We start from the raw sequence: 13,471 nt of genomic DNA on the forward strand, positions 1-13,471 counted from the left end.
TTTAATGTTCATTACCCAAGCCTTTGCCCAGGATGCGGCTGGCACACCGTCTGCATTCGGGTCTGGCCTTGAAATGCTTTTTCTGTTCGCTCCGCTGATGGTGGTCTGGTACTTCTTCCTGATCCGTCCGCAGCGCGCGCAGTTGAAGAAGCGTCAGGAAACACTGACGGCTATTCGTCGTGGCGATCAGGTCGTTCTGGGCGGTGGTATCGTTGGCAAGGTGACCAAGGTCATCGACGACAACGAACTGGAAGTCGAAATTGCCGAAGGCGTCAAGGTTCGCGCATCGCGTACATACATCGCTGAAGTGCGCGTCAAGGGCGAGCCGGTCAAGACCGAAGCGCCTGCGAACGCGAAGTAAGTCCAAGACTGCGCAGTCCATAATAAGCAGGCTGCGGCTAACGCAGCCTGGGTTCTGACACCCAACCCTGACCGAGACCTCAATGCTTCATTTTTCCCGCTGGAAAACAGCCTTTATCTGGCTGGCCGTGCTGCTAAGCGTGTTTATCGCTTCTCCAAACCTGTTTACCGACAAGCAGCTGGAGGGCATGCCATCCTGGTACAAGGACAATAAGGTAACGCTCGGTCTCGACCTTCAGGGCGGTTCCCACATCATGCTCAAGATCGAGCGTTCCGACATTGTGAAGGAACGTCTCGAAACCATCGTGGGCGATGTGCGCACCCAGCTGCGTGATGCCAACATTCGCTACTCGGGCCTGACCGGCAACGGCCAGCTGGTGCAGGTTCGCATCACCGACCCGGCTCAGTACGAAGCCGCAAAAACCGCATTGCGCGATCTGACCTTGCCGATTTCGTCCGGCACGCTGGTCGGCACATCGATCACGGAAGTGACGACCAGCGACGCTGGCGACAACGTGCTGCGTCTCAACCTGACCGATGACGGCATCAATTACCGCATGTCATCGGCTGTTTCCCAGTCCATCGAAGTCGTTCGTCGCCGCGTGGATGAAGTCGGCACGACCGAACCCCTCATCCAGCGTCAGGGCACCGACCGCATCATCGTGCAGGTTCCTGGCTTGCAGGACCCGCAGCGCTTGAAGTCGCTGTTGAACCAGACCGCGAAGCTGTCATTCCGCATGGTCGATACGTCCATGCCGGTTCAGGAAGCGATGAACGGTCGCCCGCCTGCGACATCTGAAATTTTGTATTCGCAGGACGATCCACCGGTTCCCTATCTTGTCGAGCGTCGCGCTCTCGTATCCGGCGACAACCTTGTCGATTCGCAGGCGAGCTTCAACCAGCAGAACAACGAACCGGTCGTAACCTTCCGCTTCGATAGCCGTGGCGCACAGCGTTTCGCGCAGGCGACACAGCAGAACGTCGGCAAGCCGTTCGCCATCATTCTTGACAATCAGGTCATTTCCGCACCCGTCATCCGCGAGCCGATCATCGGCGGGTCGGGTCAGATCTCCGGCAATTTCTCGGTTCAGGGCGCAAACGACCTTGCTGTTCTGTTGCGCGCAGGCGCACTTCCGGCGACGCTGACCGTCGTTGAAGAACGCACCGTCGGCCCGAGCCTCGGCAGCGATTCCATCAATGCCGGACTGATAGCCAGTGGCATCGGTGGAGCGGCCGTCATCATCTTCATGTTCATCTTCTACGGCTTCTTCGGCCTGCTGGCGAACATAGCGCTCGTCGTCAATATCGTCATGCTGCTGGCGGTGCTCAGCGTGATCGGCTCGACGCTGACCTTGCCGGGTATTGCGGGTATCGTTCTGACCATCGGTATGGCGGTCGATTCCAACGTGCTGATCTATGAGCGAATTCGTGAAGAGGTGAGAAGCGGGAAACCGCTGATTTCTTCGCTGGAAGGCGGGTTTACGCGCGCTTTTGCCACGATCATGGATGCAAACGTCACAACGCTGATCGTCGCGGGCGTTCTGTTCTACATGGGAACGGGCCCGGTCAAGGGCTTTGCCGTGACGCTGGCCGTCGGTATCATCACCACCGTCTTCACGGCCTATACGCTGACGGCATGGATGTTCGGCGTCTGGGTTCGCCGCAGCCGTCCCAAGGCCTTGCCCAAGGGAATTCGCACGGCTGTTTTCGATGGCAAAGACATTCCCTTCATGCGCTACCGTCGCTATGTCTTTATCCTGAGCGGTCTGGTGATGCTGCTATGCGTCGGCGGTTTCGTGACCAAGGGCCTCAACCTTGGCATCGACTTCCAGGGCGGCTCCGTCATCGAGGTCAGGGCCAAGCAGGGTGATGCCGATATCGCCGACATCCGCGATCGCCTCAGCCAGTTGAACCTCGGTGAAATCCAGGCGCAGGGCTTTGGCACACCGCAGGACGTTCTGATCCGCATTCAGGCGCAGGACGGCGGCGAAAATGCCGAACAGTCCGCCATCACGCTGGTGCGTGGCGAACTTGAGGACCGGTACGATTTCCGCCGCGTGGAAGTGGTCGGTCCTGCCGTATCAGGCGATCTGACCTTTACGTCCACCATCGGTATCGCGCTCGCCATGGTCGCGATCATGGCCTACATATGGGTGCGGTTCGAATGGCAGTTCGCGCTGGGTGCCATTATTTCGATGGTGCATGACGTGGTCTTTACAATCGGTCTGTTCGTGTTCCTTGGCATCGAGTTCAATCTGACCAGTATCGCGGCGATCCTGACGATCATCGGCTACTCGCTCAACGATACGGTGGTCATCTACGACCGTATTCGCGAGAACCTGCGGCGATACAAGAAGATGCCGCTCTCGATGATCATCGACGTGTCGCTGAACCAGACGCTGTCGCGCACGATCCTGACGGGTCTGACCGTCATGCTGGCGCTTCTGTCGCTTTACCTGTTCGGCGGCGAAGTTATCCGGTCCTTCACCTTCGCGATGCTCTTCGGTGTTGGTATCGGCGTCTTCTCGTCGGTCTATATCGCAGCGCCGGTTCTGATCGCCTTCAAGCTTCGTCCCGGTGGCAATGACGCCGAAGACGAGAAGGCGGATGCCAAGGCCAACGCCATTGGCGGCAAGCCGGCCGTCTGATGGCCGCCGGTATCGAAATACGCCCGGCCCATTTTCCCGGCCGGGCGCCCATCGACGCTTATGGCAATGGCGGCTTTCGGTTTGCCGATATGTCGCATCGGGGCTCGCTGCTTTGCATTCCGTCCGGTATTCATGGTTGGGCTGTGGATGATCCGGCCAAGTTGAGCGTCGAGCACTTTTCCCAGATCATTGCCCAGGCCAGCGAAATCGAGTGCCTGCTCATCGGCACAGGCGATACGATGCGTGTCATTCCGAAAGAGCTGAAAGCGGCTTTGAGAGCGGCTGGCATCACCGTCGATCCGATGAGCACAGGAGCTGCGGTGCGAACCTACAACATCATGCTGTCGGAATCGCGTGCCGTGGCAGCGGCGCTGATTGCCGTGGAAGGCTGAAAGACCGAGATCGATGACAGAGCGGATGACAGATACGGACGCGTGCATGGCGATGTTGCGCGATACCGATCGTGATCGGTATCTGGCCTGCCTGTTGTCACCTGAGGACAAGCGCCCGGCGCTCGGCGCACTCTACGCCTTCAATGCCGAAATTGCCCGTATTCGCGATTCTGTGCGCGACCCTCTGCCCGGCGAGGTTCGGATGCAATGGTGGCGTGACCTTCTGGAAGGCAAGCCGCATGGTGAAAGCCTCGCCAACCCGGTTGCCGCAGCGCTGTTAAGTACCATCGACACGCACAAGCTGCCGCGCCAGACGTTGATCGACCTGATCGAAGCGCGGATATTCGATCTTTACGACGATCCTTTTGCGGATCGCAATGCGCTGGAAGGCTATGCCGGGGAAACGGCCTCGGCGCTGATCCAGCTTGCCAGCATCATTCTGTCTCCGTCCGATTCCGCCGAAGGTGCGCAGGCCGCCGGTCATGCCGGTGTGGCGCAGGCCATGGCGGGCATGTTGCTTCTGATGCCGCTGCATTTGAGGCGCGGGCAGGTCTATATACCCACCGATATGCTCTCGGCTGCAGGTCTCGACCGCGAGACGTTTCTGGAGGGAAAGGACACGGCGCGCATCGGCGCCGCTATCGAGATCTTTTGCGTGCACGCGCAAGATCATCTCGAAAAGGCGCGCCAGGAGCAGGTACCCAAAGCGGTCTTCCCAGCCTTCATCCCCGTTGGATTGGCCGGTGGCGCGATTGCCCGGGCGCGCAAGGCCGGGGCCGATCTGTTTGATCGCGACATCCAGCCATCACAGCTTCGCCGTCAGTGGCAGCTTGGCAAGGCGTCGTTTACCCGGCGCTTCTGATACCTGTCCATATTCGCGCAAGGCTTGGTGTCTATGCACCGGCATTGATTATAGGATGAGCCGGGACTCGCAAACAGGAGTGGCCGCATGGAGAGACATCGATGAACCCTGCACTCTGGATCGTCATTCTCTTTCCGCTTGGCATGCTGGGCTATTACCTGTTGCGCCTGAGACGCGATACCGATCGGGACGATGACCACGATACGGGCCAGGCGATCCTCGATTTTGCGCGCGCCTTTCCGACGGAAGCCATCCGCAGTCTGCATATGACCGCCGATGGCAATACCGTTTTCGTGCGTTTGCACGATAACAAGGCTGGCTTCATGCGCAACATGGGCAAGCACCACGCCTGCATGTTGATCAATCCCGAACGCATTACAGTCGAGCATCTGGAAACCGGCGACGGTTTCGTGGTGACCTTCCTCGACACGCCCAAATATAGCGGCGCCTACCGGTTCAAGACGGTGGGCGAGGCGGCGGAGGTGTCGCTGTGGCTGCTGGGAAGCTATCTGGAGGCAGCCGACATAGAACCGGCGGCAACTGTGCCGGATCAGGCCGCCGACGCATCCGGGACCAACGCATCGCCATCTGCCTCGACCTGAGCGAAGACAGGGGCGGGAACACCGAGCCACGATGCGCAATCGGTCAGGGCACGCCTGGCCATGAGATGCCGCTTCATGATCGTCTTGTCCTTGCCACGGAAACGCTTGACGCCTTCCGGCTTGACGATGGAGCCCGGTTCCAGTTCAGGGAAAAGCCCGAAATTGATGTTCATTGGCTGGAAAGAGCGCTTGCCCGCTTCCTCATCGGTCGACAGATGCCCGCCGGTGATGTGGTTGAGGAGCGACCCCAGTGCCGTCGTTGCTGGCGGCAGGCTGACCGGTTCACCCTTGCGCTCGGCACTGGCGAACCGGCCGGTCAGAAGACCGATGGACGCGCTTTCCACATAGCCTTCGCAGCCCGTGATCTGTCCTGCAAAACGCACCGAAGGGCGCGACTTCAGCCGTAGCGACGGATCGAGCAGGCGTGGCGAATCGATATAGGTGTTGCGGTGCAGGCCGCCCAGACGGGCAAATTCCGCATTTTCGAGGCCGGGGATCATGCGGAAGATATCGGCCTGCGTTCCGTATTTCAGCTTCGTCTGGAAGCCGACCATATTGTAGAGCGTGCCGAGCGCATTGTCCTGCCGAAGCTGGACGACGGCATAGGCCTTGACGGTGGGGTTGTGGGCGTTGGTGAGACCCATGGGCTTCATCGGGCCGTGGCGCAGCGTCTCGCGACCGCGCTCGGCCATGATCTCGATGGGCAGGCAGCCGTCGAAATAGGGCGTGCCCTCCCATTCCTTGAAGCCGACCGTATCGCCCGCGACGAGCGCATCGATGAAGGCGTTGTACTGGTCCTCATCCATCGGGCAGTTGATATAATCCTTGCCGTTGCCGCCGGGGCCGACCTTGTCGTAGCGCGACTGGTACCAGCAGACATCCATGTTGATGCTGTCGCGGTGAAGGATAGGCGCGATGGCATCGAAGAAGGCGAGCGCGTCCTCGCCTGTTTCCGCCTGAATGGAGGCGGCAAGTGCCGGCGAGGTGAGAGGGCCGGTGGCGATGATGGTGTTGTCCCATTCCTTCGGCGGCAGCCCGACGATTTCCTCGCGGATGATGGTGATCAGCGGGTGAGCCTCAAGCGCTGCCGTTACGGCTGCGGCAAAACCATCGCGGTCGACGGCGAGCGCGCTACCGGCCGGGACCTTGTGCTTGTCGGCGCAGGCGATGATGAGGGATCCCGCAAGGCGCATTTCCGCGTGGATGACACCGACGGCATTGGCTGTCGCGTCGTCCGAGCGGAATGAGTTCGAGCAGACGAGCTCGGCCAGCGAATCGCCCTTGTGGGCATCGGTGCCGCGCACGCCACGCATTTCGTGCAGGATGACGGGGACGCCCGCCTGCGCGATCTGCCATGCGGCCTCCGACCCGGCCAGGCCGCCGCCGATGATGTGAATGGGAGAAAAGGTCTTGTCTTGCATGGCGCACCCGCACCGCCATGCGGCACGCGGGTGCGCCAGGCGGACATATGTGTTTGATGTGGGAGCCTCAGATATTCTGGAGGCGAATTTGGTGCTGCAGTACCATGATAGGAGATCGCCGCCAAACTTTTTCGATCATGACGGGGGAGCGATGGGCGCTAAGCCCGGATAAGCGAAACCCGCCGAAACGTCGGCGGGTTGTAACTGTCTCTCTAAAATGCGATGCGTTCGCGCCCATGTCGTTTCGTCAGGAAACCTGATGTCCCAGACCTGCATCTCGCCCGGACGACAGGGCGGGGGTGGATTTTATCAAGACAGCGGACGGTCTTCCGCAAAACTTGCTTCGGAAACCTGCCCACTGGCCAGCGCAACAATTGCCAGCACGGCGTGTTTCCGATCCCAGCCAGCTCCCTCTGCCTTTTCAAGCAGGCCATTGATAGACGGCTCCAAGGCAAACTGGCACTCGGCCTGATAATCCATCGTATCGACCGAGAGCGACGGAGAATTGATCAAAGCGCGCATTCAGCACTCCATTTCTCGCTTAGCCCTGAGTATCATGTCAGGCTAGGCGTGCATTCACCAAATACGCCTGTCATCAGAATGACAACAGAACGTAATACGCAACGAATCCCCCAGCGCGGCGTAAACTCGTTTATATGCGTGAAGCTGTCAAGTTATACAGCTCGGTATAAGCGACATAACTTGGGGTGGTGAACTCAGCGTTGAATCTTCTGTTTTCAACGCATTGAGGCTGCTCAATCAGCGGAAATCCCGCTTCGGCTTCCGCCGCCAGATGAGCATCGCCATCAGAAACAGTGAAAACATGATGAACCAGGTCAGTGGAAACGCCAGGAACAGGGCGGCGTATCCACAGTTTTCTTCAACACACGCACCCAGAGCGCCCGCTTCCGCCATCATCGTGACGGTGAAGCCAGCGGCCAGACCTGTGGCGACAACCCCTGCAACAAGAATCAATATGTTCGTTACAACTCTCATCTGTCTCATTAAGTCGTAAAATGAGACGGCTTTACGGAGTAAACAAGATAAAGCTGATGTTTCGAAGAGGTGTTGCCAGTTTGCGACGCAGGACGCGAACCATAACGAATATGGATTGATGTGACATATTTTAAGGAGAATGGTGGGTGATGTAGGGCTCGAACCTACGACCCGCTGATTAAGAGTCAGCTGCTCTACCAACTGAGCTAATCACCCGCCGCCGCCGTGTCTGGCGGTGTGATTGGCCGTATAAAGAGGAACATTCTGATTGTCCAGCATGGAAATGAAATTTCTTCGATTTTCATCTTCGAAAAATCACGGCCATGCCGGAAAAGGCTGGAAACGCAGCTTTTTCAATCAGATTGTCTTTTTTCTCTCAGCGCCGGAAAGCTCTCGCGATGGCGATAAGAATGCACGCGCCGACAAAACCGGCGATGAGATATCCGATCCAGCCCGTCAGGACCACGCCGAAGACCGCAAGGATCGCGTTTGCGACGATGGCGCCGACGATCCCCAGAATGATGTTCATGAAAACACCCATATTGCTCTTCATGAACTGTTCGGCGAGCCAACCGGCGATGCCACCGATGATGATTGCGGCTATCCAGCCAATACCAGCAGATTCCATAATTTCCTCCTCGGTTACTGCATTAGCATATTTGGCGATTCTAATGGTTTCTTCAAGGTGCGCGACCGACGGCATTTTGAAAGGCGAGACGCTTGAAACCTTCGAGACGCCAATTACGTTGGCGCAGTGATTCGGAAAGAGTGAAGGGCATTCACAGATGATATTCTCCAGAGGGTCTGGGCGTTTACTGCCTGTCCTGTTTGCATTCATGGCGTTGTGGGCGCTTCCGGCACAAATCGTTTCGGCGCAAACGCCGCAGGCTGCCAGCGAAGACGCCGCATTGTCGGTTGCGCAGAAGGCAGAGGCACGCCTCGTCAAAGACAAGGCGACCCTGGCCGACATCACCGAGCAGATCGACAACAAGGGCAACGACGATATGAAGCTCGTCGACCTGAAGGGTAAGGCCGATGATCTGGCAGGCAACGCTGCCGCGACCGTCGGCCACCTGCGCGCCAGGCTGGACGAAATCAGCACGCGTATCACGTCGCTCGGGGAGCCGCCCAAGGAGGGCCAGCCGCCCGAAGCCAGCGTCGTGACCGACGAGCGCAACAAGCTGACTGCGGAAAAAGCGCAGATCAACGCCGTTCTGGGTGATGCTGAGAGCGTCTCGACCAGTGCCTCGCGACTTTCCAATACCATCACCAATCTTCGCCGTGAGCTTTTTGCCGCGACACTGTTCAAGCGCACGGAAATATCGCTGCCCGTTCTGGCGGAAGCGGGCACGGAGTTCGTCGGCGAAATTTCGTCACTCAGCAGTTCTCTGACCGGCTGGGCCATCTTCGTTTGGAACTACAAGCGGGTGTCGATGTTCGGCGCCGTTTCTCTTTCCGTCTTGGCTGCCTTGTTGTTTATGGTCGGCGGCTACCGCTTTCTGGGGCATCGGATGGAGCGGCGCGCGTTTTCGGGTGCGCCGACCTATCTGCGACGTCTGTCGGTTGCGTTTTGGTCTACCGTGGTGCAGTCGATGTCGGTGTTCCTGTTCGTATCGGTATCGGCATTCCTTCTCGATAATTTCGGGGTCTTGCGACCCGACATCGCGCCGATCGTCTTCGTGGCGATGTCAGTGGTCGCCTTCGTCTATTTCGTCTCAAGGCTGACCTACGCGATCTTTTCGCCGACGCAGCCCGAGTGGCGGCTGCTCAAGGTATCGACCCGGGGGGCGCATATTCTGTCGTCGGCCATGCTTGTCATGGCCCTGGTCAACGGCCTCGACTACCTGTTCAGCACGATCAGCGAGACGCTGAATTCGCCGCTCATTCTCACTGTCGCCAAAAGCTTCGTCGCCTCCATCATCATCGGCATCATTCTGTTTGCCCTGTCATTCGTGAAACCGTTGGCCAGCACGGATATCGAAGGAGACGGTCGCGATAAACGCATGCCGCGCTGGCTTTCGAGCCTGCTGCGCGTCGGCGGCCTTTTGCTGATCGGCGCGTGTCTCACCGGCTATGTCGGGCTTGCCCGGTTCCTGGCGACGCAGATCGTTTCGACGGGTGCCGTCCTGGCGACGGTGTATATCGGTATCCTCTCCGGCCGCGCCATTTCCAAGCAGGGCATCTTTGCCGAAACGCTGGTCGGGCGCTATCTGGGCAGACGTTTTGGCCTTGGACCCGTGCCGCTGGATCAGGCCGGTCTGGCTGCCGGGCTCGGCATCTATTGCGCGGCTCTGGCGTTCGGCGTTCCGCTGGTGCTGTTTTCCTGGGGCTTCCAGCCTGGCGATATCGAAAGCTGGGCCTACCGGTTGCTGACGGGCTTCTCCATCGGCAAGACCTCCATCTCGCTGATCAGCATCATCACCGGCATTCTCGTCTTCGTCGTCGGTTATGCCGTGACCCGCTGGTTCCAGAAATGGCTCGACAGAAACGTCATGGCGCGCGGCCAGGTGGACGCCGGTGTGCGCAACTCGGTTGGTACCGGCATCGGCTATCTGGGCGTCGTCGTCGCCGCGATCTTTGGTATCTCATCGGCCGGTCTCGATCTCTCCAGCCTCGCGCTCGTTGCCTCGGCCCTGTCGGTCGGTATCGGTTTCGGCCTCCAGAACATCGTGTCGAATTTCGTGTCCGGCCTCATTCTGCTGGTTGAGCGTCCGTTCAAGGTGGGTGACTGGGTGGTGACGGGGACGGTCGAGGGAACGGTCAAGCGTCTGTCCGTGCGTGCAACCGAGATCGAAACCTTCCGCGGTCAGTCGATCATCGTCCCCAACTCGGAATTCATCAATTCCTCGGTGGGTAACTGGACGCATAGAAACCGCATCCAGCGCGGGGAAATTCCGGTTTCCGTTTCCTACGACACTGACCCACAACGGGTGATGGATATTCTGCTGGAGCTGGTGAAGAAACAAACTCCCGTCCTGCGCAATCCGGAGCCGCATGTGGAATTTCTGCGGTTCGGAGAGTTTTCACTGGACTTCGAGCTGCGTTTCCATCTCTCCGATCTCAACCATGGCCTGACAGTCAAGAACAATCTTCGCATGGAGATTTTGAAGCGGTTCCACCAGGAAGGAATCAGCATTCCCATGAGGCAGCGCAATGTAAATATTCATGTCGATGGTGACGCCAATTTGCACGCGCTGGACGCCCTGGCAGAAGAAGACGGCAACAAGATGCTTGTGTCCAAAACCGCAGCTGCCGCGACGCCGCAGCAGGAAATGCCCAAGCCCGATGATCGGGATAAACCAACCAAGGACGTGGAAAACGAGACACCAAGAGCCTCTGCGCGTAACCGCAGATCCTGACTCTCCCGAAGCCTGGAAATTGGCAAAAGGCTCGCCGTCGCGGCGAGCCTTTTGCATGTCGTAATCAGGCGTTTGGGTAGCGGTGCGACATTGCATAGTCTTGCCCATACTGGTTCGATGACGCCTGCGAAAACGCGGGTGAGTTGCCTCAAGGGGAATATGCATCATGAAGACACATGCACGGGCGGTGGTGATCGGTGGCGGCGTCGTCGGTGTTTCGACGCTCTATCATCTGGCCAAAAAGGGCTGGAACGACGTCGTCCTGATCGAGCGCAAGGAGCTGACATCGGGCTCCACCTGGCACGCTGCGGGCCTGCTGCCATTGTTCAACATGAGCTACTCCGTCGGCCAGATCCACAAATATTCGGTGAAGTTCTACGAGGAGCTTCAGGAAGAAACCGGCATGAATGTCGGGTTCTCCAAGGTTTCCAATATTCGTCTCGCCCGCACCAAAGACCGCTGGGACGAGTATATGTATTATTCCGGCATTGCCGAAACCATCGGCGTCAACGTCAAGATGCTGACGCCGGAAGAGGTCAAGGAGGTCTGGCCGCTGTGCGAGACAGAGGGGCTGCTCGGTGCGATCCAGCATCCTGATGACGGCTATATCCAGCCCGCAGACCTCACACAGGCGCTGGCCAAGGGCGCGCGCGACCGTGGGGCCACCATCTACCGAAACACCACCGTCACCGCGCTGGAGCAGCTTGAGGACGGTCACTGGAAGGTGACGACCGACAAGGGTGAGATCATTGCCGAGCATGTGATCTCCTGCACCGGCAATTTTGCCCGCAAGACCGGCGAAATGGTGGGCATCAATATCCCGGTCATTCCAGTCGAGCACCAATACATCGTGACCGAACCGCACCCGGCCATTCTGGAACGCCGCAAACAGGGCCTGCCGGAAATGGGGGTCTTACGCGAATCCGACAGCGCCTGGTACATGCGCGAGGAGGCAGGCGGTCTCATTCTCGGTCCGTACGAGGTCGGCGCACCCGTCTGTTATGTCGACGGCCCATCGGACCAGAGCGAGTACGAACTGTTTCAGGAAGAGCTCGATCGGCTCATGCCGCATATCGAAGCGGCCATTGCGCGCGTTCCGGCCTTCGGTGAAGTTGGCATCAAGAAGGTCTATAATGGTGCCATTGCCTACACGCCGGACGGCAACCCGATTGTCGGACCTGCACCGGGGCTGAAGAACTTCTGGCTGAACGAGGGCCACTCCTTCGGCATCACTGCGGCCGGTGGTGCGGGCTGGCAGTTGGCGGAATGGATTGTCGATGGCGAGCCGACGCTCGATCTGATGGGTGTCGATCCGCGCCGTTTCGGGCCTTACGCGACTGAAGGCTACCTCATTGCCAAGAACGAGGAGGCCTATGCCAACGTCTTCACCATGCACTATCCGGACGAAGAGCGCAGCGCTGCCCGTCCCCTGAAGACAACGCCGATCTATGATCGCCTCAAGAAACTCGGCGGCGTGTTCGGCAGCGTCTACGGCTGGGAGCGCGCCAACTGGTTTGTGCCGGACGGTTACGCGCTGAAGCCGGAGGAGTTGGGGGTTGGCGCGGATGTTCTGACCAACCACAACCACGCACCTGCGCTGGACGATGGCCGTATCGTTGAGAAGTGGTCGTTCCGTCGTTCGAATTACTTCGAGCATGTGGGGAATGAGGTAAAGCACGTCAACCAGCATGTCGGTGTGCTGGATATGTCGGCCTTTGCCAAGATGGAGGTGTCTGGCTCCGGTGCGCGTGCTTGGCTGGACAGCATTCTTGCCAACGCCATTCCTAAGAAACGCGGCCGTATCGCGCTGACGCATCTTTTGACCAAGGATGGCGGGGTGAAAGCAGAATTCACCGTCTATGAATGGGCGCCGGGCCGATTCTATTTGGTCTCTGCCGGTGGTCTGGAAAGCCACGACCATGACGTGCTGCGCCGTTTAGCGCCGACGGATGGCTCGGTCATTCTCCAGCCCATCACCCAGAAGTATGGCGTTCTGGCCTTGGCTGGTCCGAAGTCGCGTGAGGTGCTGAAGAAGCTGACCCGCACCAGCCTGGATAACAAGGATTTTCCGTGGCTGACGGCCAAGGAGATTTCGGTTGGCGTGGCGACGGCGCATGCGCTTCGCGTCAATTTCGTGGGCGAGTTGGGCTGGGAACTTCACCACCCCATCGAAATGCAGACCTATATCTTCGACCGTTTGATGGAGGCGGGTGCCGAATTCGGGATCAAGCCTTTCGGCATCCGTGCGATGGTGTCGATGTCGCTGGAAAAATCCTACCGTAACATGGGCCGTGAGCTGTCGGTCGAATACAATGCCTACACGTCGGGCCTAGACCGCTTCATCAAGCCCGAAAAGCAGTTCATTGGTCGTGACGCCGTGGTCGCGGGCAAGGAAAAGGGCCTCAAGTGGATTTTCGCGACGCTTGTGGTCACGGGCAACACAACGGTGGACGCACGTGGGTCTGAAGCGATCTACAACGATGCGGGCGAGGTCGTTGGTCGCGCCACATCCGGCGGCTTTGGCTGGCGCATTGGCAAATCGCTTGCGCTTGCCATGCTGTCACCTGACCATTCGGCCGTTGGAACCAAGCTGAAGATCAAGATTCTCGGTGATCTCTACGATGCCGAAGTCGTGGTTGAAAGTCCGTTCGATCCTGACAATGCGATGCTGCGCGGATAGTCTTCCTCGTCTTTTATCCGCCGCTCAAAGAAAAACCCGCCGAAGATATCGGCGGGTCAGACTGCTGACAAACCCCTGGTCACATCGGGGGGGTTATGATTCATTGGGACATGTTGAAGAAACCTGCTCCCGAACAGACGGCTCTCGAGAT

11 protein-coding genes and 1 tRNA gene are annotated in these 13,471 nt (G+C 58.6%); 7 read left to right on the forward strand and 5 right to left on the reverse strand.

The features are described 5' to 3' along the window. Positions 1-4 precede the first annotated feature (4 nt). The 5 genes from yajC to GGQ73_RS17700 all read left to right on the forward strand — a co-directional run bounded on the left by yajC (position 5) and on the right by GGQ73_RS17700 (position 4,864). Complete coding sequence (yajC, locus tag GGQ73_RS17680; protein ID WP_045230287.1) at positions 5-361, forward strand: preprotein translocase subunit YajC; 357 nt, start codon at positions 5-7, stop codon at positions 359-361. A gap of 82 nt (positions 362-443) precedes the next feature. Next, the gene (gene secDF, locus GGQ73_RS17685) at positions 444-3,008 is read left to right on the forward strand and encodes a protein translocase subunit SecDF (protein WP_174153052.1); all 2,565 of its coding nucleotides are present in this window, start codon (positions 444-446) and stop codon (positions 3,006-3,008) included. Further along, a complete protein-coding gene (locus tag GGQ73_RS17690; RefSeq protein ID WP_174153053.1) occupies positions 3,008-3,400 on the forward strand; it encodes an Mth938-like domain-containing protein in 393 nt (130 codons plus the stop codon). Before secDF ends, GGQ73_RS17690 begins: the two co-directional genes overlap by 1 nt. A gap of 25 nt (positions 3,401-3,425) precedes the next feature. Next, complete coding sequence (locus GGQ73_RS17695) at positions 3,426-4,262, forward strand: phytoene/squalene synthase family protein (protein ID WP_234911012.1); 837 nt, start codon at positions 3,426-3,428, stop codon at positions 4,260-4,262. 101 nt (positions 4,263-4,363) lie between these two features. Continuing rightward, positions 4,364-4,864 carry a hypothetical protein gene (locus GGQ73_RS17700; protein ID WP_234911013.1) on the forward strand — a complete coding sequence of 167 codons (501 nt, stop codon included), beginning with the start codon at positions 4,364-4,366 and terminating at the stop codon, positions 4,862-4,864. Here the strand turns inward: GGQ73_RS17700 and trmFO are convergent. The 5 genes from trmFO to GGQ73_RS17725 all read right to left on the reverse strand — a co-directional run bounded on the left by trmFO (position 4,813) and on the right by GGQ73_RS17725 (position 7,909). Next, positions 4,813-6,285 (reverse strand): methylenetetrahydrofolate--tRNA-(uracil(54)-C(5))-methyltransferase (FADH(2)-oxidizing) TrmFO, encoded by a 1,473-nt coding sequence (gene trmFO / locus GGQ73_RS17705; RefSeq protein ID WP_183897261.1) that lies wholly within the window; start codon positions 6,283-6,285, stop codon positions 4,813-4,815. The genes GGQ73_RS17700 and trmFO overlap by 52 nt on opposite strands. 309 nt (positions 6,286-6,594) lie before the next feature. After that, complete coding sequence (locus GGQ73_RS17710; protein ID WP_174153056.1) at positions 6,595-6,807, reverse strand: hypothetical protein; 213 nt, start codon at positions 6,805-6,807, stop codon at positions 6,595-6,597. A gap of 237 nt (positions 6,808-7,044) precedes the next feature. Next, the gene (locus tag GGQ73_RS17715) at positions 7,045-7,281 is read right to left on the reverse strand and encodes a hypothetical protein (RefSeq protein ID WP_183897262.1); all 237 of its coding nucleotides are present in this window, start codon (positions 7,279-7,281) and stop codon (positions 7,045-7,047) included. 140 nt (positions 7,282-7,421) lie between these two features. Beyond that, positions 7,422-7,497: transfer RNA gene (locus tag GGQ73_RS17720), tRNA-Lys, on the reverse strand. A gap of 160 nt (positions 7,498-7,657) precedes the next feature. After that, positions 7,658-7,909 carry a GlsB/YeaQ/YmgE family stress response membrane protein gene (locus tag GGQ73_RS17725; RefSeq protein ID WP_045230352.1) on the reverse strand — a complete coding sequence of 84 codons (252 nt, stop codon included), beginning with the start codon at positions 7,907-7,909 and terminating at the stop codon, positions 7,658-7,660. A 157-nt stretch (positions 7,910-8,066) separates the two neighbouring features. On the opposite strand from GGQ73_RS17725, the gene GGQ73_RS17730 reads away from it, so the two are divergent. Then, a complete protein-coding gene (locus tag GGQ73_RS17730) occupies positions 8,067-10,640 on the forward strand; it encodes a mechanosensitive ion channel family protein (protein WP_183897263.1) in 2,574 nt (857 codons plus the stop codon). 166 nt (positions 10,641-10,806) lie between these two features. Continuing rightward, positions 10,807-13,320 carry a GcvT family protein gene (locus GGQ73_RS17735; RefSeq protein ID WP_183897264.1) on the forward strand — a complete coding sequence of 838 codons (2,514 nt, stop codon included), beginning with the start codon at positions 10,807-10,809 and terminating at the stop codon, positions 13,318-13,320. The last annotated feature ends 151 nt before the right edge of the window (positions 13,321-13,471 follow it).

The organism is Rhizobium skierniewicense (genome assembly GCF_014196515.1).
Taxonomy (GTDB): Bacteria; Pseudomonadota; Alphaproteobacteria; order Rhizobiales; family Rhizobiaceae; genus Agrobacterium; species Agrobacterium skierniewicense.

What these genes read in the sequence shown, in the direction of transcription:
- yajC (WP_045230287.1), top strand. Translation starts at nt 5, where the DNA reads ATGTTCATTACCCAAGCCTTTGCCCAGGATGCGGCTGGCACACCGTCT.
- secDF (WP_174153052.1), top strand. Translation starts at nt 444, where the DNA reads ATGCTTCATTTTTCCCGCTGGAAAACAGCCTTTATCTGGCTGGCCGTG.
- GGQ73_RS17690 (WP_174153053.1), top strand. Translation starts at nt 3,008, where the DNA reads ATGGCCGCCGGTATCGAAATACGCCCGGCCCATTTTCCCGGCCGGGCG.
- GGQ73_RS17695 (WP_234911012.1), top strand. Translation starts at nt 3,426, where the DNA reads ATGACAGATACGGACGCGTGCATGGCGATGTTGCGCGATACCGATCGT.
- GGQ73_RS17700 (WP_234911013.1), top strand. Translation starts at nt 4,364, where the DNA reads ATGAACCCTGCACTCTGGATCGTCATTCTCTTTCCGCTTGGCATGCTG.
- trmFO (WP_183897261.1), bottom strand. Translation starts at nt 6,285, where the DNA reads ATGCAAGACAAGACCTTTTCTCCCATTCACATCATCGGCGGCGGCCTG.
- GGQ73_RS17710 (WP_174153056.1), bottom strand. Translation starts at nt 6,807, where the DNA reads ATGCGCGCTTTGATCAATTCTCCGTCGCTCTCGGTCGATACGATGGAT.
- GGQ73_RS17715 (WP_183897262.1), bottom strand. Translation starts at nt 7,281, where the DNA reads ATGAGAGTTGTAACGAACATATTGATTCTTGTTGCAGGGGTTGTCGCC.
- GGQ73_RS17725 (WP_045230352.1), bottom strand. Translation starts at nt 7,909, where the DNA reads ATGGAATCTGCTGGTATTGGCTGGATAGCCGCAATCATCATCGGTGGC.
- GGQ73_RS17730 (WP_183897263.1), top strand. Translation starts at nt 8,067, where the DNA reads ATGATATTCTCCAGAGGGTCTGGGCGTTTACTGCCTGTCCTGTTTGCA.
- GGQ73_RS17735 (WP_183897264.1), top strand. Translation starts at nt 10,807, where the DNA reads ATGAAGACACATGCACGGGCGGTGGTGATCGGTGGCGGCGTCGTCGGT.